Origin of the sequence: Ferrovibrio terrae (genome assembly GCF_943371255.1) — a bacterium.
GTDB classification, from domain to species: Bacteria; Pseudomonadota; Alphaproteobacteria; order Ferrovibrionales; family Ferrovibrionaceae; genus Ferrovibrio; species Ferrovibrio terrae_B.
Genome location: NZ_CALRUC010000007.1, coordinates 46,593 through 69,146, shown reverse-complemented (window position 1 = coordinate 69,146; position 22,554 = coordinate 46,593). Strand labels below are relative to the sequence as shown.

The following is a 22,554-nucleotide window of genomic DNA, read 5'->3' as shown; positions in this document are numbered from 1 at the left end:
AACCCGTATGTCGTGGTTGGCCTGCTGATCGGCGGTTTGCTGCCGTATCTGTTCGGCGCCATGGGCATGACGGCGGTCGGCCGCGCGGCCGGTTCGGTCGTCGTGGAAGTGCGGCGTCAGTTCAAGGAGATCCCGGGCATCATGGAAGGTACGGCGAAGCCTGACTACTCCAAGGCTGTCGACCTGCTGACCAAGGCGGCGATCAAGGAAATGATCATTCCGAGCCTGCTGCCGGTGCTCAGCCCGATCGTGCTGTACTTCATCATCAATGTGATCGCCGGCCAGGCTGCAGCCTTCGCGGCTGTGGGTGCGATGCTGCTCGGCGTGATCGTCACCGGTATCTTCGTCGCCATCTCGATGACGGCGGGCGGCGGTGCGTGGGACAATGCCAAGAAGTACATCGAGGAAGGCCATCATGGCGGCAAGGGCTCCGATGCCCACAAGGCTGCCGTGACCGGCGATACTGTCGGTGACCCCTACAAGGACACGGCCGGTCCGGCCGTGAACCCGCTGATCAAGATCACCAACATCGTTGCGCTTCTGCTGCTCGCCATTCTGGCGCACGGCTGAGACAAGACGAATGGAAACGGAGAGGGCCGGGGAAACCCGGCCCTTTTCATTTCAGGTCATGGATTGATCAGACCGCCAGCGTTGTGATGCTGATTGCCAGCAGGGCACCGATCTCGGTCACCTGCTGTATGGCGCCCAGCACATCGCCGGTATGGCCGCGAATCTGCCAGTAGGCGATCAGGGCCACCGCAAATGTCAGGACCGCCACCGTGGCGCAGACGATGACAAAGCCCAGCCCCGGCAGCAGCAGAATGGCTATGGCTACGGCGAGCAGGACGGCGGCAAGCGCAGCGCCAAACGGCACCGTGCCACTGCTGGCGGCGAGGCCGTCGCTGCGCGCTGCCGGCAACAGATACCAGGCCATGGCCATGGCCGCGCGCGACAGTGCACCGGACAGGACCAGTGCCACGGTGATGGCGGCATTGTGGCTGATCATTTCGTCAACCTCGTCGCTGATCGGCAGCAGGTTGCTGGCCAGTTCCTGCAATGCGGAGAAGCGCAGGGAAAAGGCCAGCACCAGGGCAATCACGCCATAGGTGCCGATCCGGCTGTCGCGCATGATGTCGAGTTTGCGCTCGCGGCTGCGACCGCCGCCGAAGCCATCGGCCATATCGGCCAGGCCGTCTTCATGCAGGGCGCCGGTCAGCAGGATCTGACTGCCCATTGCCAGAAGGGTGGCGCTCGATATGCCAAGTCCCAGGCTGCTGGCGACCATGAAGATGCCGCCGCCGCACAGGCCGACCAGTATACCGATCAGGGGAAAAATCCAGGCCGCGCGTGCGACATCGCCCGCGCCGGGTGCAGACATGCTCCGGCCTGCCGGCAGCGGCAGCCGGGTCAGCAGCATCAGGGCGAGGCGCAGGTCGCCAAGCCAGCGGTGCCTGCGGCGCGGTTGTTGGGTCTGGGGGCTATCGGTCATGACTGCGTTGCGGCGGAGATTGCCGTAGCTTATAGCACGCTGGCAGCCTTGAGGCGAAGCATGGGCGAAACGTGGCAGGCGTGACCGAAACATGACGGATGTTTTTCAGGACCGGGCAGGGATTATCGCGGCGGTGGCAAAGTTGCCGTCGGTTGATTCTGCATCCATGGCGGCGGCAAAAAAACGTGATGCCGAGCTGACCAAGCCGACCGGCGCATTGGCGCGTTTGGAGGGCTGCGTCGAGCACCTTGCCGGCTGGCAGGGGCGTGCCGTTCCGCAGCTCGACGCGGTCAGCATTCTGATCTTTGCCGGCAACCACGGTGTCACGGCCCGGGGGGTCTCCGCCTATCCGGCCGAGGTCACGGTTCAGATGGTGGCGAATTTCGAGCATGGCGGGGCCGCGATCAATCAACTGGCCAGGCTGCATGGCGCGGCACTTTCGGTCACGGCACTCGATCTTGAGAATCCCACCGCCGATTTCACTGTGGCGCCGGCGATGGACAATGCAGCCCTGCTCGATGCGATCAACCGGGGCGCTGCCGCCGTACCCGCGCAGGCCGATCTGGTCATTCTGGGCGAGATGGGCATCGGCAATACAACAGCGGCCGCAGCACTCGCTGCTGCGCTGTATGGCGGCGATGCGGCCAGCTGGGTCGGGCCGGGCACCGGTGTGGTCGGCGCGGCGCTCACGGCGAAGCTTGCCGCGGTCGATGCAGCTTTGTCATTCCATGGTCCGTCGCTCGGCGATCCGCTCGAAGCTTTGCGCCGGGTCGGCGGCCGCGAGCTTGCCGCGCTGTTTGGGGCACTGCTGGTGGCGCGCCAGCGCCGCATCGCCGTGCTGCTGGACGGGTTTGTTGTCGGTGCGGCAGCAGCCGTGCTGGCCAGGCTTGTGCCGGATGGCCTTGATCATTGCATGGCCGGGCATGTCTCAGCCGAGCCCGGGCATCGCCGCCTGCTGCAGCTTCTCGATCAGCAGCCGCTGCTCGATCTTGGCATGCGGCTGGGCGAGGGGTCGGGGGCGGCGGTAGCGCTGGGGCTGCTCAAGGCCGCGGTCGCCTGCCATGCCGGCATGGCGACCTTTGCCGAGGCGAGCGTCAGCAATCGCGCGTAAAGCGGGAGGCCGCTACTTGGCGCCAGTCGAGTTGAAGCGGCCGAGATTGCCGAACAGCTGTTCAAGGAACGTCAGTTCCTTGCCACGCGTCGGCGTCTCGCGATCGACGAAAGCAATCTGCTTGCCGTCCTTGAGGCCGTAGCGTTTGATCTCCTTGACCTTGCTGTCCTTGTCGAAGGCGATCGCAAGCACCTGCTGGTCAATCAGCTCTGGCGCCAGGAAGGCCACCGTGTCGGTCTGGCTGGAGATGTAGTAATAGACCGTGCCCCAGTCGGGGAAAGTCGAAATCGTGGAGGGTGAACCCAGCAGGGCATTGACCTGAGCTTCACTGCTCTGGCCGACCTTGACGAGGTTGACCTTCTCTTCCTCGATCGTGATGCCGCGATAATCCTGCCGGGGCGCACAGGCGGCAGCCCCAAGAAGCAATACGGCGGCAATGACAGCAAAACGGATCGACATGCGGAAGACTCGCTATAACGCGGGCCGCATATTATCTTCACCCGCCCCGAAACGCAAACTGACCGCAGTAAACACCAGCTTTTATAAAGCAAAGGCATATGCTTAACCGGCTTATCTCATACCTCAGTGGAAAGCATAACGAGACCGCGGCGGTGATGCTGTATCGCCAGATCGTGGCGCAGGCCCGGCAGCCGGCCTTCTATGACCGCCACGGTGTCCCCGACAGTCTGGATGGCCGTTTCGACATGATCGTGCTGCACAGCTTTCTGGTCATGCGCCGGCTGCGCCGTAGCGGTAGCGAAGCCGCGAAAGAGTTGAGCCAGCAGCTGTTCGATCTGCAATTTGCCGATATGGACAACAGCCTGCGCGAGATCGGCGTGGGCGATCTCGGCGTCAGCAAGCGGGTCAAAGTCATGGCCCAGGCCTTCTTCGGCAGGGTCGAGGCCTATGAGGCAGGCCTGAATGCCGAGGATGATCGTGTCCTGGCAGAGGCCCTGACTCGCAACCTGTATGGCACGAGTCAGCCCCCTGCAGCGGGACTGGTGGCCGTGGCGGCCTATATGCGCATGGCCGACGAGCAGTTGGCACAGCAGCCTGATGACAGTATTTTGGCCGGAAACGTGGATTTTCTACCGCCGCCGACCTGACGGGATCTGCCCCCGCAGCGGTTGACCGCTGCGGCACTTGCCCCTATGTTCCGCCGCCTTGACCGCCGGACTGCCAAAAACGGCCCGGATGGGCAGGCTGCATGAGGAATTTGCCGTGTCGAAGGACGAACCTGGCAAGGAATTCAGCCATGTCGTCGAGGTCGACCGGATCGGTCCCCAGGGGCTGCATGTGCAGCTGGAGGCCGACCAGGCCACCTGCGTCGCCTTGGCCCGACGGATGCGTATTCTTGCTGTATTGGCTCTGAAAGCCGATCTGCGGGTCTTTCCGGAGCCGGGTATTGCCGGCCAGTATCAGGTGAGCGGCCGGCTGGAAGCCGAGGTGGACCAGGCCTGCGTGACGTCCCTGGAGCCGGTGCGCGAGGTGGTAAGCGAAGCGTTTGTAAGGCACTTCGCGCCGGAAACCGCCGTCGCACCCAAGGCCGATCTGGCCGAGGATGAGGCGGAATGGCTGGATCCGGAAGCGGATGATCCGGCCGACCCGATCATCGGGGGGCAGATTGATCTCGGTGCCGTGGTGGCCGAGGAACTGGCGCTAGGGCTGAACCCCTATCCGCGCAAGCCCGAAGCGGGGCTGCCGGACGGCTACAAGCCGGATGTGGAAGTGGATGCCAAAGTCAGCCCCTTTGCCGCTCTGGCAAAGCTGAAGATGGCGAAAAAGGATTGAGGCGAAAGCGCTTGGCCCCCGGGCGCACCGAGAGTATATAGGCGGGGATTCTGAGCCGGGGCGGGACAACGCGTTACGCGAACCGCACCGTGCGAATTGTGAGAGAGATGTGTCATGGCCGTTCCGAAGAAGAAGAAGTCGAAGTCCCGCCGCGATCAGGGCCGTTCGCATGATGCGCTGAAGACCAGCGCCCATGTCGAATGCTCGAATTGCGGTGAGCTGAAGCGCCCCCACCATGTGTGCGGCGCCTGCGGTCATTATGACGGCCGCGAAGTCGTGGCAAAGACGGCTGCCGCCTGAGCCCGCTCAGGCATTCGCACTGAACGATCGCAGGCAACGGGATGACCGCGGCCTTGACGATTGCGCTCGACGCCATGGGCGGGGACCATGCCCCCGACGCGGTGATCAAGGGCGCCGCAGCACTGCTCACGCGTTTCCCGCAGGTCAAGTATATCCTGTTCGGTGATGCCGCGCAGGTCGAACCCCTGCTGCGCAAATTCCCGGCGCTGAAAGATCGCAGCGAGCTGCGGCATACCGCCGAACAGGTCGCCAGCGACGACAAGCCGAGCCAGGCCCTGCGCCGTGGCCGCAACACCAGCATGCGTCTGGCCATCGATGCCGTCGCCAATGGCGAAGCACAGGCGGTGGTTTCGTCGGGCAATACCGGCGCGCTGATGGCGATGGCAAAATTCGTGTTGCGCACCTTGCCGGGCATCGAGCGCCCGGCCATTGCTTCATTCCTGCCGACCCAGAAGGGCGAGACGGTCGTTCTCGATCTTGGCGCCAATGTCGAATGCGACGCCAAGAATCTGGTGCAGTTTGCCGTCATGGGCGCAAATCTTGCGCATTCGGCGCTCGGCCGGCATCGCCCGCGCGTGGGCCTGCTGAATGTCGGCGTTGAAGACGTAAAGGGCCATGACGAAGTGAAGGCCGCTGCGGAGATTCTGCGCGCCGTCAAGAATCCGCCCTTCGAGTTCGTCGGCTTTGTCGAAGGCAACGATATCGGCGGCGGTAGTGTCGATGTGATCGTCACTGATGGCTTCACCGGCAATATCGCTTTGAAGACGGTGGAGGGCACGGCGAAGCTGATGTCTTCGTTGCTGCGTTCGGCGTTCCAGCGCTCGATCTTCACCAAGATCGGGTATCTGTTTGCCAGCGCCGGTCTGGCAATGCTGCGCGATCGCATGGATCCACGCTTTTACAACGGCGGCGTGCTGCTCGGTCTGAACGGCATTACCGTGAAGAGCCATGGCGGCACCGACGATGTCGGTTTCGCCTCGGCGCTGGAATTGGCCATCGATATGGCGCAGGATCGCCTGATCGACCGTATCAAGGCCGATTTCTCGGGCGCCTTCGCCGAATCACTGGTCAAGCAGCCGGTGAGTGGCGGTGCTGCCCAGGACGAACAAGAGTCGGGTGTGAGGGCTGGATGATTCGCTCGGTTGTGGTGGGGTGCGGCAGTTATCTGCCAGAGCGGATTCTGACCAATGCCGATCTCGCCAAGATCGTCGATACATCCGATGAGTGGATTATCGAGCGCAGTGGCATTCGCCAGCGCCATATCGCCGCCGATGGCGAGCTGACATCCGATCTTGCCTTGAAGGCTTCGCAGGCCGCACTGGCGAATGCCGGGCTGACCGCTGCCGATGTCGATCTCATCGTGCTGGCCACGGCCACGCCGGATGAGACATTTCCGGCCACGGCCTGCCGCGTACAGACCGGCTTGGGGATGACGCGCGGCTTTGCCTTCGATGTGCAGGCGGTTTGCTCGGGTTTCATCTACGCGCTCGCCACCGCGGATAATTTCATCAAGGCCGGCCAGGCCAAGACCGCGCTGGTGATCGGCGCCGAAACCTTCTCGCGCATCCTCGATTGGACCGATCGTACCACCTGCGTGCTGTTTGCCGATGGCGCCGGCGCGATTGTGCTGCAGGCGCAGGAGGGCAGGGGCACGGTCGAGGATCGCGGCGTACTGACCACCCATCTGCATTCCGATGGCCGTCACCACGACCTGCTCTATGTCGATGGTGGTCCCTCCAGCACCCAGACGACCGGCAAGCTGCGTATGCTGGGCAAGGAAGTGTTCCGCCACGCCGTGGTCAATCTTGCCGATGTGGTGAAGGAAACCCTGGCCGCGGTCGACATGACCGCCGACCAGATCGACTGGCTGGTGCCGCATCAGGCCAACAAACGGATTATTGACGGCACTGCCCGTAAGCTGGGTATGAACACCGACAAGGTGGTTCTGACCGTCGATCGCCATGGCAACACCTCGGCCGCATCGGTGCCCCTGGCGCTGGCCGAGGCGACCGCCGATGGCCGGATCAAGCCCGGCCAGGTCGTGCTCCTGGAGGCCATGGGCGGCGGTTTTACCTGGGGCAGTGCCCTGGTGCGCTGGTAAAGCCCGTTTCCAGACCCCGATTCCGGCCAAGCCCCTGATTCGGGGGTATGATTCGCCGAACGTCTTGTTGACGGCCGCTTGGGCTTAAGTTAGCGTCATCCCTACAAAATTTAGAAAAAGGGGCGTTGGCGATGAGCGAGAATACCCTGACGCGGGCGCAACTCAGCGAAGCGATCTACCAGGAGGTTGGCCTCTCGCGCAGCGAGTCCGCCCAGCTGGTGGAAACCGTGCTGAACGAAATCATCGACAGCCTGATCGCCGATCATATGGTCAAGATCTCGTCCTTCGGCACCTTCCAGGTGCGTTCGAAGGGCGGGCGTATGGGCCGTAACCCCAAAACCGGTCAGGAAGTCCCGATCGATCCGCGCAAAGTGCTGGTTTTCCGCGCCAGCCATGTGCTGAAAGAAAAAATCAACGCCGGCATGCATGTCGCGTCGCTGCAGGTTAAAAGCGGTTCGTAAGCTGCCGTTTTCCCTGTATGATTGTGTTTGATGGCGACTCAGTTCGAAGCACCGGAAAAACTCTCCAGAAGTAAAACCGAAGCAGCCTTCCGCACCATCGGCGAAGTCGCCGAACAGCTGGATCTGCCGCAGCATGTGCTGCGTTTCTGGGAAAAGAAATTCCACCAGGTCCGGCCGGTAAAGCGCAATGGCGGTCGCCGCTATTACCGCGGCGAGGACATTGCCCTTCTGGCCGAAATCCGTGCCCTGCTGCATGAGCAGGGTTACACCATCAAGGGCGTCCAGAAGCTCCTGCGCGAGGGCGGCCTGGCCAAAGCCGTGCGCGCCCGCGGCAAGCCGAGCCCGGCCGGGGCACCACCGGCCCCGCCTGCGAAGCCTGCATCCGACCAGCGCCAGATCGGCATTCCCTTCGACCTTCTCAATGACATGGGCAGCCTCAAGCAGGCACTGAAAAGCTGCTTGAAGGAACTGGAAGGCATCCACGCCGACATCATGGCCCGCCAGAATCGCTGAGCGGAGCCAGCGCGCTACGATCCAGTATTTTCAAGGGTTTTGGCGTGGTTGCGCCCGGGGGAGGGCGTGGTTATAGTGCGCGCCGCTTCGCAACGCCGCCTGCTTACCCGGCCGCCTTGCAAAGCCCGGTCGGACTGTAGCGCAGTCTGGTAGCGCACTTGTCTGGGGGACAAGGGGTCGTGGGTTCAAATCCCGCCAGTCCGACCAATTCTTTCCTGCAGCCCCATCCATCCAAGCCTGTGCGGGCGCGTCTCACGCCCGGTATTGGCCGGATATTCGGATACAACCCGATTTTTCCGGATGCACCACCTATGCGTCTAATGCAATATTAACCATACGGGCGCTCCACTGCCTGCAACCGGTTCATCACGGACTCGGAGGGGCAATGCAGGCGCAGGATTTATCCACTCCGACGACCGAGGTTCGCCTGGGCGACCGGGCCGACTATGTCGATATCCGCGTCGAAGGCGGTTTGCTGCTGATCGAGGTGGTCGGGGCTCCCGAGACCGGAAAGATTTATCAGGCCATGCAGCAGGGCTTCACCGCCGGCTGGATCCAGACTGAAATGCCGACCCTGGTTGATGTGTCAGACTTCCATGGTCGTATCGACTGGTCTGCCATCAAGGGACTCAGCCAGATGGCCGACTGGGGCAGCAAAAGCGATACGCCGTCGCGCGTGGCTTACATCAGCCCTGATCCGTTTTTCGCGCTGGTGGTCAAGGCCGTCAGTATTCTGTTTACGCGCTCGACCCATCGCCTGTTCGCCGACCGGCAGGTTGCCCTGCTGTGGCTGCGGGCGCTGCCGAACTAGCGGTTGCCGGTTTCCAGGATACCGTAGCCGGCATCGCGGATCGCATTGCGCACCGTTGCCTGAGCCACGGTCGGCAGGGTGTTGAAACGGACCTGGTTGCGGGCGAGGTCGACCTCAAAGGGGATGCCGGGGGCGGCGAGGCCGATCGCAGTGCTGATCGCGCGTTTGCAGGCCTCGCAGGTCATGCCTTCAATACTCAAAACATACATGGCGAACTCCGAACGGGACTGCACCACACTATAGGGCCGGGACGCTGTTCCGGCTATCCCCGCGGATCAAGGCGGCCTGTGCAGATGATTGATCCTGCTCGATTTTTCCTCATGCTCGGCCAGGAGTTGCACGGCGCCGATACTTGCAATTGGGGTATCCCCGGCTATAGTCCCGCTCTCGCGCCGCGCAGCCCCGATACCGACGGGGACCGCAGCGGCCCAATCATCGACAGGGAGCTATTTCATGCTGATTTCCGAGGCCTATGCGCAGGCGACCGGTGGCACCACCGACATGCTGACCTCGCTGCTGCCGCTGGTCCTGATTTTCGTCGTTTTCTATTTCCTGCTGATCCGTCCGCAGCAGAAGAAGATGAAGGAACATAAGGCCATGATCGAAGCCGTGCGTCGTGGCGACATCGTCACCACCGCAGGCGGCATCATCGGCAAGATCGTCAAGGTTCAGGAAGACGGCATCCTGCAGATCGAGATCGCCGATGGCGTCAAGGTCAAGGTGCTGAAGGGCACCATCGGCGAAGTCCGCTCGAAGGGTGGCGATGTCGATGACGAAGACAAGGCCGAAGCCAAGGCCAGCTGATCGTCAGGCGACGACAGCCTATGACTGCGGGCGGCGCCATCATGACGCCGCCCGTTTTGACTGCCTGAAGATGTGATACGCCGATGATGTATTTTGCGCCCTGGAAGATTGCGTTGATCGCACTGGCCTGCCTGGTCAGTGTGGCCTTCAGCATTCCAAGCTTCTTCCCCGCCGCGACCGTCGCGACCTGGCCCAACTGGCTGCCCAAGCGCCAGATCAGCCTGGGTCTCGATCTGCGCGGTGGCGCGCATCTGCTGTTCGAAGTGGATACTTCGGTGGTGCTGCGCGAGCGGCTGGAAGCACTGGTTGAAGGCGCGCGCAATGAAATGCGTACCGCCCGCATCGGTTACACCAATCTGGGTGTATCTGGCACGAACAGCGTAACGCTGCGCCTGCGCGATCCGGCTCAGGCCGAGCAGGCTCGCCAGCTGCTGGTCAAGCTGGCCCTGCCGGTGCAGAGCACCGCTGGCCTCGGCTTCGGCAGCGCCCAGACCGATATGGACGTCACGGCCACGCCCGATGGCCAGCTGCGCATGACACTGTCGGAAGCAGCACTGCAGGAACGCGCGCGTAATGCCGTGACGCAGTCTATCGAGATCGTGCGGCGCCGTATCGACCAGACCGGCGTGTCCGAACCGACCATCCAGCGTCAGGGCAATACGCATATCCTGGTTCAGCTGCCGGGCATCGATAATCCGCAGCGTATGATCGAACTGGTCGGCACCACCGCGAAACTGACCTTCCGCATGGTGGATACCGGCGCGGATCCGAATGCGCCGGCGCCGCCGGGCTCCGAAATTCTCGAAGGCGAGAGCAATGGCCGCGGCAAGGAACGTTATGTCGTCAAGCGCAAGGTAGAAGTTGCCGGCGAGAATCTGGTCGATGCCCAGGCCGGCTACGACCAGCGCAGCGGCCAGCCGATTGTCAATTTCCGTTTCGATACGGCTGGCGGCAAACGCTTCGCCGACATCACACAGCAGGCCGTCGGTCAGCCCTTTGCCATCGTGCTCGACAACAAGGTGCTCAGCGCTCCGGTGATCCGCGAACCGATCCTCGGCGGCTCGGGTCAGATCAGCGGCAATTTCACCGTCACGGGCGCCAACGACCTTGCCGTGCTGCTGCGTGCCGGCGCCCTGCCGGCACCGCTGAAGGTGGTCGAGCAGCGTACCGTCGGTCCCGATCTGGGCGAGGACTCGATCCGCGCCGGTCTGATCTCGATTGGCGTCGCGGCCTGCCTGGTCGTGATCTACATGGTGCTGGCCTATGGCCTGTTCGGCCTGTTTGCCGATGTGGCCCTGCTGGTCAACCTGGTGATGACGCTGGCAGCCATGTCGATGCTGCAGGCGACATTGACGCTGCCGGGTATCGCGGGCCTGCTGCTGACACTCGGCATGTCGGTGGATGCCAACGTGCTGATCAACGAGCGCATTCGCGAGGAAACCAAGCTGGGCAAATCGCCGATGGCGGCCATGTCGGCCGGCTTCAGCCGCGCTTTCAGCACCATCTTTGATGCCAACGTCACCACGCTGATCAAGATGGCGCTGCTGTATTCGCTGGGCTCCGGCACGGTGAAGGGCTTCGCCGTCACCATCTCGATCGGCATTCTCACCTCGATGTTCACTGCTACCGTGCTGGTCCGCCTGATGATGGTGACCTGGCTGCGGCAGCGCCGGCCGACCCTGCTGCCGGTGTAAGGAGACGGGCATGTACAAGCTCCGCCTGATTCCCGATAACACAGCCTATCCCTTCATGAAGGGCCGCGTGATCGGCCTCGCCATGTCGGCTTTCCTGTCTGTCGTGTCGGTGATCCTGTTCTTCTATCCGGGCCTGAATTACGGCATCGACTTCAAGGGCGGCATCGTGATCGAAGCCCGCCTGCAGCAGCCGGCCGATTTTCCGGCTCTGCGCAGCCTGATCGGCAACCTGAATCTTGGCCATTCGGCGCTGCAGCAGTTCGGTGGCCCGAATGACGTGCTGATCCGCCTGGAACGGCAGGGCACCGAAGACAGTGCCGCCCAGGTGGCGGCAGACAAGGTGCGCGGTGCCCTGACCCAGGCCTATCCCGGCACTGAAATCCGCCGGGTTGAAGCTGTGGGCGCATCGGTATCCGAAGGCCTGTTCCGTGATGGCATGCTGGCCATGGGCCTCGCCCTGCTGGCCATGCTGGTCTACATCTGGTTCCGCTTTGAATGGCAGTTCGGCATCGGCGCCATTGTCACGCTGGTGCTCGACGTCACCAAAACCGTCGGCTTCTATGTCATCACCGACATCCAGTTCAACCTGGTCGCCATTGCCGCCGTGCTGACGGTGATGGGCTTTTCGGTCAACGACAAGGTGGTGGTTTACGACCGCGTGCGCGAGAACCTGCGCAAGTACAAGACCCTGCCGCTACGCGAGCTGATCGACAAGAGCATCAACGAAACCCTGAACCGCACGGTCAACACATCGCTGACCGTGTTCCTGTCGACCATTCCGCTGGCGCTGTTCGGCGGCGAGGCGGTGCGTGAATTCGCCCTTGTGCTGCTGTTCGGCATCGTGCTGGCAACCTCGTCCTCGATCTTCATCGCGGCGCCGATCCTGCTGTTCCTGGGCGAAAACCGCCTGCGGCGCGGCCAGCCGTCCGAGCAGGCCGAAGCCAAGGCGGCGGCCCAGCGCCCGTAAGGCGGACCAGGGAGCGGGATCATGGACCTGCTGCCGCGCATTCCGACGGATCGCCAGTCGATCAACGCCTATGGCGATGGCGGCTTCCGCATCACCGGTAAGCACTGGACCGAGTCCGTGTTGGTGTTTCCCGGGCAGACGATGCCCTGGGGTCTTGCCGATATCGCAGCGCTGACAGCGCAATCTCTGGAGCCGGTCTTCACCATGGACCCGGCGGTCGAGCTGCTGCTGATCGGCTGCGGCCCCAGCATGGTCTTCATCAACAAGGCGCTGCGTGCCGAGATCCGGGCTCGCGGTCTGATCATCGAGGCGCTGGATACCGGCGCTGCCTGCCGCACCTATAACCTGCTGATGGGCGAGGGGCGCCGGGTGGCTGCCGCCCTGATCCCGGTCTGATAAGACGCGATTGACCAGCGCGGCGGCGCCATCCTAGAATAGTTGCGCGCCGGTAGGGCGCATCGGCCGAGACCCCCGAGGGGCTGCGGCCGGAGGGGCGATGCCCGCCTACGAACTCCAACCGTAGTGCGCTCATGCCAAATCTCGAGAACCTCAGAAAACAGGCCAAGTTGTATCTGCATTGGCACCGTGACCGTTATTTCCCGGTCGCGGCACAGATCAGGCAGTTTGTCGCCCGTTTTCATCACCTCAATGACCGGGAAATCCTGGACCAGCCATTCAAGTTGGCGGATGCCCAGAATCTGGTGGCGAAGAAATCCGGTTTCGAGAACTGGCAGGCCCTCAAGCAAGGACTTGCAACCATGACACCTGCTGAATCCTCAATCGCACCAACGACAATACTGGCCGCAGAACCGCAGCTGTTCGTGGCGGATATCGCAGTTTCCTGTGATTTCTTCACGCGCAAGCTCGGCTTCCAGATCGCCTTCACCTATGGCGAGCCGCCGTTCTATGCCCAGGTCGTTCGCGATGGGGCGCGCCTGAACCTGCGCAAAGTCTACCGGCCTGCTTTTGATGAAGACTTCCGTGCCCGGGAGAAGGATGCGTTATCGGCCAGCATCACGCTGGATGATGCCAAGCCGCTGTTTCTGGAATTCCAGACGGCAGGGGCGACTTTCCACCAACTCCTGCGGACCGAACCATGGGGGGCGCGCATGTTCATCGTGCGGGATCCGGACGGCAACCTGATCGCCTTCAGCGGCGTGGCCTGATCCGCAGGTAAAAAAAGGGCGGCCCGTGAAGGCCGCCCTCATTCGTTCTGATGGAGGACGCCTTACCAGGCGCCGCCATTCTGCTGCGCGACCATGCAATACAGCATCGGGATCGACAGCATGAAGTTGGTGCGCGAGCCCAGCATGGCGACACGGGCCGCCTTGGCCTTGCTGGCGTCGTCGGTCGGCACGATGCCCAGCGCCTTCTTCTGGTTCGGCCAGATCACGAACCAGACATTGGCCGCCATGAACAGGCCGAGATACATGCCGATGCCGATGGTGCGGCTGCCTTCCTGCATGGCGAAAGCCTGGTGGCCATAGCCATTCAGGATTGACAGGACCAGGCCGGTAATCACGGTGGCCAGTGCCGACCAGCGGAACCAGAACAGCGCCTCGGGGGCGATGAACTTGCCCACGGCGGGCTTCAGCTCGGCCGGAATCTTCGGCATGGTCGGGATCTGCACAAAGTTGAAGTACCAGAGCAGGCCGATCCACAGGATGCCCGACAGCACATGCAGCCAGCGGAAGAAGAAGCTGACGAAGGCAGCATCAAAGCTGCGGTGGACAAGGAAGAAGACGACCAGCGCCAGAACGACGCCGGCGCCCAGCGCCTTGTAGAGGTTTTCGAGAATCTTTGCCATGATGCTGGTCCTTGTTGTTCCTGTTCAGGGTCTGCCCGGTAAGGGATGTGTTGCAGATTCGCAGGACGGCGCTCGATGAAGCCCCTGTGCATGGAACATGGGGCAGGGGAAGGACGAATCGATCACCGTGTCTGCGTGCAACACCCTGATTCGCAGTCGTGAGGCTACCATAAATCATGGTGTCGACAAGCAATCTTCCCCGATTGACGGGCTTTCTGCATGACCGACTCGCCGGCTGAACACTGCGGCCGCGACCTGCAGCGGCTTGATCCGGATCGCTGGCTGAGTGCGTTGTTCGCACCGGATGCCAGACGTCCCGCCCTGTTCGCGCTCTACGCGTTCAACAGCGAGATCGCGCGGGCACGTGAAAGCGTCAGCCAGCCGATGATCGGCCAGATCCGCCTGCAATGGTGGCGCGAGGCCTGGGATGGCATCAGGGCCGGCACGCCACGACAGCATCCGGTGGTACTGGCGCTGTATGACCATTGCCGGGATCTCGACCTTGATACCGTGCTCGCCCTGATCGACGCGCGCGAACGCGACATGGAGGAGCAGCCTTTCGCGGACCTGCCGGCCCTGAAAGCCTATGCCGAAGCGACATCCGTTCCACTGATGAAACTTGCCGTGCAGTGTCTCGGTGCAACGGCGGACGAGGTGATGCTGCGCGCCGCCGGCACGGCCTATGCCTTGACCGGCATCCTGCGTTCCATGCCGCATCTGCTGGCGCGACAGCGCGTGATGCTGCCGGCCGACCTGCTGGCCGCACAGGGTCTGACGCCGGAAGCCACCTATCAGACCGAGTGCGGGCCGGCGTTGCGGCCGGCCATGACGATGGTGGCCGGTGAAGCTGCGGACCTGTTGCAGGCGGCGCGCCGGCACAGGATCGCGCGGGCGGCTTTGCCGGCCGTGCTGCCGGCCGCGCTTGTCGGCCTGTATCTCAGGGCGCTGAAACGAAGCGACTACGATCCGCTGCTGGCCGAAGCGCGCGTCACGCCGCTGGCACGGCAGTTGCGCCTGCTCTGGGCCTCTGTGCGCGGCCGGATCTAGGCCGCGGCAGCCGGGGCCGCGCCGCCGAGCCAGCTGGCGAGATCGGCGAGGGCACGGCGGGAGAGCGACCGTTTGCGGTCTTCCTTGCGTACATCGGCAGACGGCGGCGGGAACAGGCCGAAATTCACATTCATCGGCTGGAAATGTTTGGCATCGGCGCCGCCAGTGATGTGGCTGTGCAGCGCGCCCAGCGCCGTGGTCGGCGGCGGCGGGGCCTGCTCATGCCCGAGGCGCTGCGCCGCTGCCATGCGGCCCGCGATCAGCCCGATGGCCGTGCTCTCGACATAACCTTCGACGCCGGTGACCTGGCCGGCAAAGCGCAGGCTCGGCATTGCCTTCAGCCGTAACTGGGTGTCGAGCAGCTTGGGCGAGTTGAGGAAGGTGTTGCGGTGGATGCCGCCGAGGCGGGCGAATTGCGCATTCTCCAGACCAGGAATCATGCGGAAGATGCGGGTCTGCTCGCCATGCTTCATCTTGGTCTGGAAGCCGACCATGTTGAACAGCGTGCCCAGCTTGTTGTCCTGGCGCAGTTGCACCACGGCATAGGGTTTGCGGCCGGTTTTGGGATCGGTGAGCCCGACCGGTTTCATCGGACCGAAGGTCAGCGTGCGGGCCCCGCGTTCGGCCATCACCTCGATCGGCAGGCAGCCCTCGAAATAGGGCGTGTTCTTTTCCCATTCCTTGAATTCGGTTTTTTCCGCCGCCAGCAGGGCGGCATGGAATTCGAGGTAGTTGGGCTTCTCGAACGGGCAGTTGATATAATCGGCGCCATCGCCGGCCGGCCCGACCTTGTCATAACGCGACTGGAACCAGGCCTTGTCCATGTCGATGCTGTCGCGATGCACGATGGGCGCGATGGCATCGAAGAAAGCGAGGCTCTGTTCGCCGGTGAGCGTGCGGATCGCTTCGGCCAGCGGTGGCGAGGTGAGTGGCCCGGTGGCGACCACGACACTGTCCCAGTCGGCCGGCGGCAGGCCGGCGATTTCCTCGCGGCGCAACTCGATCAGCGGTTCGGCCTCGATGGCCTTTTGTACCTCGCCGGAGAAGACGTCGCGGTCGACCGCCAGCGCGCCGCCGGCAGGCACTTTCGCCACTTCGGCCGCGCGCATGATGAGGGAGTTGCAGCGCCGCAGCTCCTCATGCAGCAGGCCGACGGCGTTGCTTTCGGCATCATCGGAGCGGAAGGAATTCGAGCAGACCAGCTCGGCCAGGCCCTCGCCGTTATGGGCATCAGTCTTGCGCACGGGCCGCATCTCATGCAGCACCACGGGCACGCCCATGCGGGCGATCTGCCAGGCGGCCTCCGAGCCGGCGAGGCCGCCGCCAATCACGTGAACGGGTTCAGTCTGCGTCATGGATCATCTCCTCAAGCGCGGCGACGCTGTCGGCGCTCAAAATCTTCATGGCAATGGCCTGGCTGAAGCCCCGGCGCGCCAGGGCGCCGAGATCCTTCTGCCGCATGTCGCGTCGCTCTTGCGGATCGCTGCGGTAAGGCCCCAGTTTACGTTTCCGCGCAAAGGCTGCAGCGGCCGGCAGGTCGGAAACCGGAACATCGCTTTCGGCTTCCAGCCGTTCCAATGCAGCGGCGACATCTTCCTTGCCCACGCCCTTTACGGCAAGGGTCTGACGGATACGGCCGAGCGCCTTGCCCTCGGCATAGAGACGCCGGACCTTGCTTTCGGCATAGGCCTTGTCGTCCAACAGCTTGCTGCGTTGCAGCTTTGCGATCAGCTCGGCAACCCAGCCGGCGGCTTCCTCTTTGGTCGGCGCACCATGTTCCCGGATCGAGTTGCCGATCTTGCGGTTCAGCACCCGGCGGAGATTCCCCGCCGAGCTGCTGTAGCGTTCAAGATAGAACAGAGCCGCTTTTTCCAGATATCCCGGGGTGATCTTCTTCGGGACTTTCCGCTGGCGGCCGCCGGTCATGGCAAAGATGCGTCAGACGCCAAGTTTGGCGATACCGGCGCGGGCGATCACGGAATCATCGCTCGATTTCACGCCGGATACACCGACGGCGCCAATGCAGACGCCATCCACGATGATCGGCTCGCCACCTTCCAGAAGGACCAGGTCCGGTACCGAGAGGAAGGCATTGCGACCATTGCCGACGATCTCTTCCAGTGCCTTGGTCGGCTTGCGCGAGAAGGCGGCTGCCTTGGCCTTGCCCTGGCTGATGAAGGTCGATTGCACCGGCGCACCGTCCAGGCGCTGGAAATGCAGCAGATGGCCGCCATCGTCGGTGATCGCGATGCTGACCTTCCAGTCGTTCTTCTTGGCCTCTGCCTCGGCACCGGCGGCAATGGCCTGCACATCAGCGAGCGTCAGGGCTTTACGCGTAATCATCGATAGCGATCCTTCTCTGCGTGGTTATTCCGCCGCATCACGGCGTGATTTCTTGGTCGGCGGCTCGCTGCGTTGCGCCGCCGGCTTGAGATATTCTTTCAGATATTGGCCAGTATAGCTGTCCTTGACCTTGGCGACATCCTCCGGCGTGCCCTGGGCAACGACACGGCCACCGCCGCTGCCGCCTTCCGGGCCCATATCGACAATCCAGTCGGCCGTCTTGATCACTTCGAGATTATGCTCGATCACGATCATGGTGTTTCCGGAATCGACCAGCTCGTGCAGCACTTCCAGCAGTTTGCGCACATCCTCGAAATGCAGGCCGGTGGTCGGTTCGTCCAGGATGTAGAGCGTGCGGCCGGTGGCGCGCTTGGACAGCTCCTTGGCCAGCTTGACGCGTTGCGCCTCGCCACCCGAAAGAGTCGTAGCCGACTGGCCGATCTTGATATAGCCGAGTCCGACGCGGTTCAGCGTTTCCAGCTTCTCGCGGATGGTCGGCACAGCCTTGAAGAAGGCAGCACCGTCCTCCACCGTCATGTCCAGCACATCGGCAATCGACTTGTCGCGGTAGTGGATTTCCAGCGTCTCGCGGTTGTAGCGCCTGCCTTTGCAGACGTCGCATTGCACATACACGTCAGGCAGGAAGTGCATTTCGATCTTGATCAGGCCATCGCCCTGGCAGGCCTCGCAGCGGCCGCCCTTGACGTTGAACGAGAAGCGGCCCGGCGCATAGCCGCGCGTCTTGGCCTCCGGCAGGCCGGCAAACCAGTCGCGGATCGGGCCGAAGGCCCCGGTATAAGTGGCGGGGTTGGAGCGTGGCGTGCGGCCAATCGGCGACTGGTCGATATCCACGATCTTGTCGAGCCATTCCAGACCCTCGATCCGCTCATGCGCACCAGGCAGTTCGCGGCTGTTGTTCAGCTTGCGCGACAGCGCCTTGTAGAGCGTCTCGATGGTCAGCGTCGACTTGCCGCCGCCGGATACGCCCGTCACGCAGGTGAAGATGCCAAGCGGGAAATCGACCGAGATATTCTGCAGGTTGTTGGCCTTGGCGCCGATCACCTTGAGCTGCTTGTTCATGACGCGCTTGCGGCGCTGCTTTGGGATCGCCACCGAACGGGCGCCAGTCAGATACTGGCCGGTGATGGATTTCTTCGAAGCCATGATGTCGGCTGGCGTGCCCTCGGCGATGATCTCGCCGCCATGCACGCCGGCGGCCGGGCCCATGTCGATCACGTAATCCGCCTGCCGGATCGCTTCCTCGTCATGTTCCACCACCAGCACGGTGTTGCCGATGTCGCGCAGATGTACCAGCGTCTCAAGCAGCTTGGCATTGTCGCGCTGATGCAGGCCGATGGAAGGCTCGTCCAGCACATAGAGCACGCCGGTGAGCCCTGAGCCGATCTGCGAGGCGAGGCGAATACGCTGGCTTTCACCACCCGACAGCGTGCCCGACGAGCGCGACATCGACAGGTAATCGAGGCCGACATTGACCAGGAAGCCGAGCCGGTCGTTGATTTCTTTCAGGATGCGCGCCGCGATATCCTTTTCCTTGGGCTTCAGCTTCTTGGTCAGGTCAAGGAACCACTGACGCGCTTCCAGAATGGAGAATTCGCAGGTCTGGCCGATATGCAGGCCACCCACCTTCACCGCCATGGCTTCGGCCTTCAGGCGATAGCCATTGCAGGTTTCGCAGGCGGTAGCCGACTGGTAGCGCGACAGGTCCTCGCGGATCATGTCTGACTCGGTCTCGCGCCAGCGGCGTTCCAGGTTCGGCAGCACGCCCTCGAAAGGCCGCTTCACCGTATAGGTTCGCATACCGTCGTCATAGCTGATCGGCACCACATCCTCGCCTGAGCCATGCAGGATGGCATTGCGGGTCTTGGCCGGCAGCTCCTTCCATTTGGTGTTCAGCGAGAATTTGTAGAACTTCGCCAGGCCTTCCAGGGTCTGCAGATAGTAGGGCGAGGGCGTGGCCGCGCGCGACCACGGCACGATGGCGCCTTCCTTCAGCGAGATGCCTTCCTCCGGCACCACCATGGCGGCATCGAAATACATCTTCGAGCCGAGGCCGTCGCAGGTGGGGCAGGCGCCATGCGGACTGTTAAACGAGAACAGCCGCGGCTCGATTTCCTCGATGGTAAAGCCCGAGACCGGGCAGGCGAACTTGGCCGAGAAAATGGTACGCTCGTCCTTGTCGGCGTTTTCAGCAAAGGCGATGCCATCGGCCAGGTTCAGTGCCGTCTCGATGGAATCCGCCAGCCGGGTCTTGATGTCGCTGCGCACCACCACGCGGTCGACCACGACCTCGATATCGTGTTTCAGCTTCTTGTTGAGCGCCGGCACCTCGGCGATCTCATGCAGCTTGCCGTCGACTTTGACGCGCTGGAAGCCGCGCTTCTGCAGATCTTGCAGCTCCTTGCGGTATTCACCTTTGCGGCCGCGCACGATGGGGGCCAGGATCAGCAGGCGCGTACCTTCCGGCATTGCCAGCACGCGGTCGACCATCTGACTCACGGTCTGGCTTTCGATCGGCAGGCCGGTGGCGGGTGAGTAGGGCACGCCGATGCGGGCAAACAGCAGGCGCAGATAATCGTAAATCTCGGTGACGGTGCCGACCGTCGAGCGCGGATTCTTCGAGGTAGTCTTCTGCTCGATGGAGATCGCCGGACTGAGGCCGTCGATATGATCCACATCGGGCTTCTGCATCAGTTCGAGGAACTGGCGCGCATAGGCCGAGAGCGATTCGACATACCGCCGCTGGCCCTCCGCATAGATCGTATCGAAGGCGAGCGAGGACTTGCCCGAGCCCGACAGGCCGGTCAGGACGACCAGCTTGTCGCGCGGGATGTCGACATCCACATTCTTCAGATTGTGCTCACGGGCACCGCGAACCGAGATGAACTTCTGCATGGGATAAACGCCGTATCTGGGGGGCCGATTATTGCGCTTTTCGGGCCGGGCTTTCATTATACGCCCGACTCATGGTACAAGATCACTTCGTGAACGGATAGGGGTTAAGATATGGCTGGCAGCGTCAACAAGGTGATCCTGGTCGGTAATCTAGGGCGTGACCCCGAAATCCGCAGCATGCAATCGGGCGAAGAGATTGCCCAGCTGTCCCTGGCCACCTCGGAAACCTGGAAAGACAAGGCCTCAGGCGAGCGCAAGGAGCGCACCGAATGGCATAGGGTCGTGATTTTCAACGAGAATCTGGTCAAGGTTGCCAAGTCCTACCTGAAGAAGGGCTCCAAGGTCTATATCGAGGGCTCGCTGCAGACCCGCAAATGGACCGACAAGGACGGCGCCGAGAAATACACCACCGAGGTGGTGCTGCAGCGCTTCCGTGGCGAACTGACCATGCTGGACGGTCGTGAAGGCGGCGGCGGGGGCGGTGGCGGCTTCAGCAGCGGCGGCGACGATTACGGCAGCGCCCCGCCATCCGGCGGCGGCGGCGGTGGCCGGTCTGGCGGCGGCGGCGGTTCGGCCCCGCGCCGCGACGACATGGACGACGAAATTCCGTTCTGAGCCCTTCCAGGCTCTCGAACAGCAAAAAGGCGCAGCCCGCAAGCTGCGCCTTTTTTCATGGCCGGGCCTGAGCCGTCACTCGGCGAACTGCCCCGACTGTTCGATGATCGGTGTCCAGCGCGCGGTTTCGGCCGCCAGGTGGTCCTTCAGCACCTGCGCTGCCGTCGGCGCGGCGTCGATCGGCATGGTGCCCAGTTCGGCGAAGCGCTGCACCACGGTCGGATCTTTCAGCGCCACACCCAGCGCCGCGACCAGCCGTTCAACAATCGGGGCTGGCGTATTCTTCGGCGCGAACATCGCATTCCAGTTGGTCATCGCCAGGGTGGGAACCCCGGCCTCGGCCACCGTCGGTGTATCGGGAATGGCCGGCAGGCGTTTGGTGCCGGTCACGGCATAGGCCTTCAATGCGCCGGCGCGAATCTGCCCCGTGGCATTGCTGGCCACATCGCAGATTGCGTCAATCTCACCACTCAGCAGGGCCGCCATCGCCGGGCCGGTGCCGCGATAGGGGATTGTCGTCACCTGGGTGCCGATCTCTTTCTGGAACAGCACGCTGCACAGATGCGACGCCGCGCCGATGCCGGCATGGCCCAGATTGAACTTGCTGCCCTGGCTGCGCGCATAGGCCAGGAATTCCTTGAGATTGGTCGGCGGTGCGTTGGGCTTGGCAACGAAAGCCATCGGCCCGTCATTGACCAAGGCAACCGGGGTGAGATCCTTAATCGGATCGTAGCTGAGTTTGCCGCGATACAGTGCCGGCGTCGTTGCCGTGCCGATGTGATACATCAGCAGGGTATAGCCATCAGGTGTCGAGCGGGCTACGCGACCCGCGCCGATGGAACCGCCAGCGCCCGATGCATTCTCGATGACGATGGGTTGTCCCAGCGTGCTCGTCAGCGCGACACTCATCACCCGGGTTGACACATCCAGTGGTCCGCCGGCCGCAAATGGCACAACGATAGTGATCGGCCGGGAGGGATATTTGTCCTGGGCCAGTGCGGCCTCGCAAAAGCCAAAGACTGCAAGCACGGCAAGGACTAATCGGTTTCTGGTCTGGGTCATGGTTTTTCTGCCTCTCTGTTTTGGTTTCTGTGCATTGCCGCAACAGCCTTATCCACCATGGCTTCGCGGTCCTTGCGGCGCGTCGCACCCGCCTCAAGCACGGCGGCAACAATCGCGTGCGGAGAGGTAAACGGCGTGCCACCCGGAAACGGGGGGGCAGGGTCGTATTCGATGGAGAGCTGAATCTTCTGCGCGGTTTCATCGCCCATGATCTCGGCGACCACTTTCAGCGCCATATCGATCCCGGAGGTCACGCCGCCAGACGTGAAGTATTTGCCGTCGACCACCATGCGGTCGTGTACCGGAATGGCGCCAAAGCGGCTGAGCAGATCGCGCGCCTGCCAATGCGCACCGGCGCGGCGGCCATTCAGCAAACCCGTTGCAGCAAGCAGCATTGAACCGGTGCAGATACCAAACACGTAGCGCGCGGCTTCTGCCTGTTGCTTCACGAATGCGACCCAGGCGGGGTCGATCATGGCATGGTCAATGCCGGTGCCGCCGGGAATGACCAGAAGATCGGCGGGCCCGGCCGCATCGCGTGTCATGGTCGGCATGATGCGCAGGCCGCGATCTGTGCGCACCGGCTGCAAATCGGCAGAGATGATTTCGATACGCCATCCGGGCACACGCGATAACACCTCATAAGGGCCGGTCATATCCAGCTGCACCATGTCCGGTACAAGCAAAACATTTACCAGAAAATTCTTTGTCATTGTCAATCCTCG

The 22,554-nt window shown here is 62.8% G+C and carries 27 protein-coding genes and 1 tRNA gene; 18 read left to right on the top strand and 10 right to left on the bottom strand.

Going from position 1 to position 22,554, the window contains the following annotated elements; all coding sequences use genetic code 11:
• Window positions 1-570: sodium/proton-translocating pyrophosphatase (locus tag AAG799_RS03240; protein ID WP_341894355.1), on the top strand; the 570-nt coding region annotated here is incomplete at its 5' end.
• 67 nt (window positions 571-637) lie between these two features.
• Here the strand turns inward: AAG799_RS03240 and cobS are convergent.
• The gene (cobS, locus tag AAG799_RS03235) at window positions 638-1,489 is read right to left on the bottom strand and encodes an adenosylcobinamide-GDP ribazoletransferase (protein ID WP_341894354.1); all 852 of its coding nucleotides are present in this window, start codon (window positions 1,487-1,489) and stop codon (window positions 638-640) included.
• Window positions 1,490-1,580: 91 nt separating this feature from the next.
• On the opposite strand from cobS, the gene cobT reads away from it, so the two are divergent.
• Complete coding sequence (gene cobT, locus AAG799_RS03230) at window positions 1,581-2,600, top strand: nicotinate-nucleotide--dimethylbenzimidazole phosphoribosyltransferase (RefSeq protein ID WP_341894353.1); 1,020 nt, start codon at window positions 1,581-1,583, stop codon at window positions 2,598-2,600.
• 12 nt (window positions 2,601-2,612) lie between these two features.
• Here cobT and bamE read toward each other — a convergent pair whose 3' ends face one another.
• Entirely contained in the window at window positions 2,613-3,059 is a 447-nt protein-coding gene (gene bamE / locus AAG799_RS03225) for an outer membrane protein assembly factor BamE (protein ID WP_341894352.1), read from the bottom strand.
• A gap of 98 nt (window positions 3,060-3,157) precedes the next feature.
• Here bamE and AAG799_RS03220 point away from each other — a divergent pair, with 98 nt between their 5' ends.
• From AAG799_RS03220 to AAG799_RS03180, 9 genes are all read left to right on the top strand, one after another.
• Window positions 3,158-3,706 (top strand): ubiquinol-cytochrome C chaperone family protein, encoded by a 549-nt coding sequence (locus tag AAG799_RS03220; protein ID WP_341894351.1) that lies wholly within the window; start codon window positions 3,158-3,160, stop codon window positions 3,704-3,706.
• Between the two features lie 115 nt (window positions 3,707-3,821).
• A complete protein-coding gene (locus AAG799_RS03215) occupies window positions 3,822-4,391 on the top strand; it encodes a DUF177 domain-containing protein (RefSeq protein ID WP_341894350.1) in 570 nt (189 codons plus the stop codon).
• A 114-nt stretch (window positions 4,392-4,505) separates the two neighbouring features.
• On the top strand, window positions 4,506-4,691 hold the full coding sequence (gene rpmF / locus AAG799_RS03210) for a 50S ribosomal protein L32 (RefSeq protein WP_341894349.1): 186 nt from the start codon (window positions 4,506-4,508) through the stop codon (window positions 4,689-4,691).
• 41 nt (window positions 4,692-4,732) lie between these two features.
• Window positions 4,733-5,824 carry a phosphate acyltransferase PlsX gene (plsX, locus tag AAG799_RS03205; RefSeq protein WP_341894348.1) on the top strand — a complete coding sequence of 364 codons (1,092 nt, stop codon included), beginning with the start codon at window positions 4,733-4,735 and terminating at the stop codon, window positions 5,822-5,824.
• Complete coding sequence (locus AAG799_RS03200; protein ID WP_341894347.1) at window positions 5,821-6,792, top strand: beta-ketoacyl-ACP synthase III; 972 nt, start codon at window positions 5,821-5,823, stop codon at window positions 6,790-6,792. The genes plsX and AAG799_RS03200 overlap by 4 nt, the downstream gene beginning before the upstream one ends.
• 131 nt (window positions 6,793-6,923) lie before the next feature.
• Window positions 6,924-7,253: an integration host factor subunit alpha gene (locus AAG799_RS03195; protein WP_341894346.1), complete on the top strand. Its 330-nt coding sequence runs from the start codon at window positions 6,924-6,926 to the stop codon at window positions 7,251-7,253.
• A gap of 30 nt (window positions 7,254-7,283) precedes the next feature.
• Window positions 7,284-7,766 carry a MerR family transcriptional regulator gene (locus tag AAG799_RS03190; RefSeq protein ID WP_341894345.1) on the top strand — a complete coding sequence of 161 codons (483 nt, stop codon included), beginning with the start codon at window positions 7,284-7,286 and terminating at the stop codon, window positions 7,764-7,766.
• A 130-nt stretch (window positions 7,767-7,896) separates the two neighbouring features.
• Window positions 7,897-7,973: transfer RNA gene (locus AAG799_RS03185), tRNA-Pro, on the top strand.
• A gap of 178 nt (window positions 7,974-8,151) precedes the next feature.
• Complete coding sequence (locus AAG799_RS03180) at window positions 8,152-8,577, top strand: hypothetical protein (RefSeq protein WP_341894344.1); 426 nt, start codon at window positions 8,152-8,154, stop codon at window positions 8,575-8,577.
• Here the strand turns inward: AAG799_RS03180 and AAG799_RS03175 are convergent.
• The gene (locus AAG799_RS03175; RefSeq protein ID WP_341894343.1) at window positions 8,574-8,786 is read right to left on the bottom strand and encodes a heavy metal-associated domain-containing protein; all 213 of its coding nucleotides are present in this window, start codon (window positions 8,784-8,786) and stop codon (window positions 8,574-8,576) included. The genes AAG799_RS03180 and AAG799_RS03175 overlap by 4 nt on opposite strands.
• Window positions 8,787-9,030: 244 nt before the next feature.
• Between AAG799_RS03175 and yajC the strand changes: the two genes are divergently transcribed.
• The 5 genes from yajC (at window position 9,031) to AAG799_RS03150 (ending at window position 13,208) form a co-directional block, all read left to right on the top strand.
• Window positions 9,031-9,381, top strand: a complete 351-nt coding sequence (yajC, locus tag AAG799_RS03170) for a preprotein translocase subunit YajC (protein ID WP_341894342.1) — start codon at window positions 9,031-9,033, stop codon at window positions 9,379-9,381.
• Window positions 9,382-9,464: 83 nt separating this feature from the next.
• Window positions 9,465-11,075, top strand: a complete 1,611-nt coding sequence (gene secD / locus AAG799_RS03165; RefSeq protein ID WP_341894341.1) for a protein translocase subunit SecD — start codon at window positions 9,465-9,467, stop codon at window positions 11,073-11,075.
• Between the two features lie 10 nt (window positions 11,076-11,085).
• Window positions 11,086-12,042, top strand: coding sequence for a protein translocase subunit SecF (gene secF / locus AAG799_RS03160; RefSeq protein ID WP_341894340.1), 957 nt, complete (start codon window positions 11,086-11,088; stop codon window positions 12,040-12,042).
• A gap of 21 nt (window positions 12,043-12,063) precedes the next feature.
• Window positions 12,064-12,438 carry an Mth938-like domain-containing protein gene (locus AAG799_RS03155; RefSeq protein ID WP_341894339.1) on the top strand — a complete coding sequence of 125 codons (375 nt, stop codon included), beginning with the start codon at window positions 12,064-12,066 and terminating at the stop codon, window positions 12,436-12,438.
• Window positions 12,439-12,572: 134 nt separating this feature from the next.
• Entirely contained in the window at window positions 12,573-13,208 is a 636-nt protein-coding gene (locus AAG799_RS03150; RefSeq protein ID WP_341894338.1) for a VOC family protein, read from the top strand.
• A 62-nt stretch (window positions 13,209-13,270) separates the two neighbouring features.
• Here the strand turns inward: AAG799_RS03150 and AAG799_RS03145 are convergent, their stop codons facing one another.
• The gene (locus tag AAG799_RS03145; RefSeq protein ID WP_341894337.1) at window positions 13,271-13,849 is read right to left on the bottom strand and encodes a urate hydroxylase PuuD; all 579 of its coding nucleotides are present in this window, start codon (window positions 13,847-13,849) and stop codon (window positions 13,271-13,273) included.
• A gap of 219 nt (window positions 13,850-14,068) precedes the next feature.
• Here AAG799_RS03145 and AAG799_RS03140 point away from each other — a divergent pair, with 219 nt between their 5' ends.
• Complete coding sequence (locus AAG799_RS03140) at window positions 14,069-14,896, top strand: squalene/phytoene synthase family protein (RefSeq protein WP_341894336.1); 828 nt, start codon at window positions 14,069-14,071, stop codon at window positions 14,894-14,896.
• On the opposite strand, the gene trmFO is transcribed toward AAG799_RS03140, so the two are convergent.
• Genes trmFO through uvrA form a run of 4 tightly spaced genes read right to left on the bottom strand, consistent with a single transcriptional unit; the run spans window position 14,893 to window position 20,152 of the window.
• Complete coding sequence (trmFO, locus tag AAG799_RS03135) at window positions 14,893-16,251, bottom strand: methylenetetrahydrofolate--tRNA-(uracil(54)-C(5))-methyltransferase (FADH(2)-oxidizing) TrmFO (protein WP_341894335.1); 1,359 nt, start codon at window positions 16,249-16,251, stop codon at window positions 14,893-14,895. The genes AAG799_RS03140 and trmFO overlap by 4 nt on opposite strands.
• Window positions 16,238-16,822, bottom strand: coding sequence for a regulatory protein RecX (locus tag AAG799_RS03130; protein ID WP_341894334.1), 585 nt, complete (start codon window positions 16,820-16,822; stop codon window positions 16,238-16,240). Before AAG799_RS03130 ends, trmFO begins: the two co-directional genes overlap by 14 nt.
• Window positions 16,823-16,834: 12 nt before the next feature.
• Entirely contained in the window at window positions 16,835-17,239 is a 405-nt protein-coding gene (locus AAG799_RS03125; RefSeq protein WP_341894333.1) for a heme-binding protein, read from the bottom strand.
• A 24-nt stretch (window positions 17,240-17,263) separates the two neighbouring features.
• Window positions 17,264-20,152 carry an excinuclease ABC subunit UvrA gene (gene uvrA, locus AAG799_RS03120; protein WP_341894332.1) on the bottom strand — a complete coding sequence of 963 codons (2,889 nt, stop codon included), beginning with the start codon at window positions 20,150-20,152 and terminating at the stop codon, window positions 17,264-17,266.
• A gap of 111 nt (window positions 20,153-20,263) precedes the next feature.
• On the opposite strand from uvrA, the gene ssb reads away from it, so the two are divergent.
• Complete coding sequence (gene ssb / locus AAG799_RS03115; RefSeq protein ID WP_341894331.1) at window positions 20,264-20,767, top strand: single-stranded DNA-binding protein; 504 nt, start codon at window positions 20,264-20,266, stop codon at window positions 20,765-20,767.
• 75 nt (window positions 20,768-20,842) lie between these two features.
• Here the strand turns inward: ssb and AAG799_RS03110 are convergent, their stop codons facing one another.
• Both AAG799_RS03110 and AAG799_RS03105 read right to left on the bottom strand, forming a co-directional pair.
• A complete protein-coding gene (locus AAG799_RS03110) occupies window positions 20,843-21,829 on the bottom strand; it encodes a tripartite tricarboxylate transporter substrate-binding protein (protein ID WP_341894330.1) in 987 nt (328 codons plus the stop codon).
• Window positions 21,826-22,542, bottom strand: coding sequence for a DJ-1/PfpI family protein (locus AAG799_RS03105; protein WP_341894329.1), 717 nt, complete (start codon window positions 22,540-22,542; stop codon window positions 21,826-21,828). The genes AAG799_RS03110 and AAG799_RS03105 overlap by 4 nt, the downstream gene beginning before the upstream one ends.
• Between the last annotated feature and the right edge of the window lie 12 nt (window positions 22,543-22,554).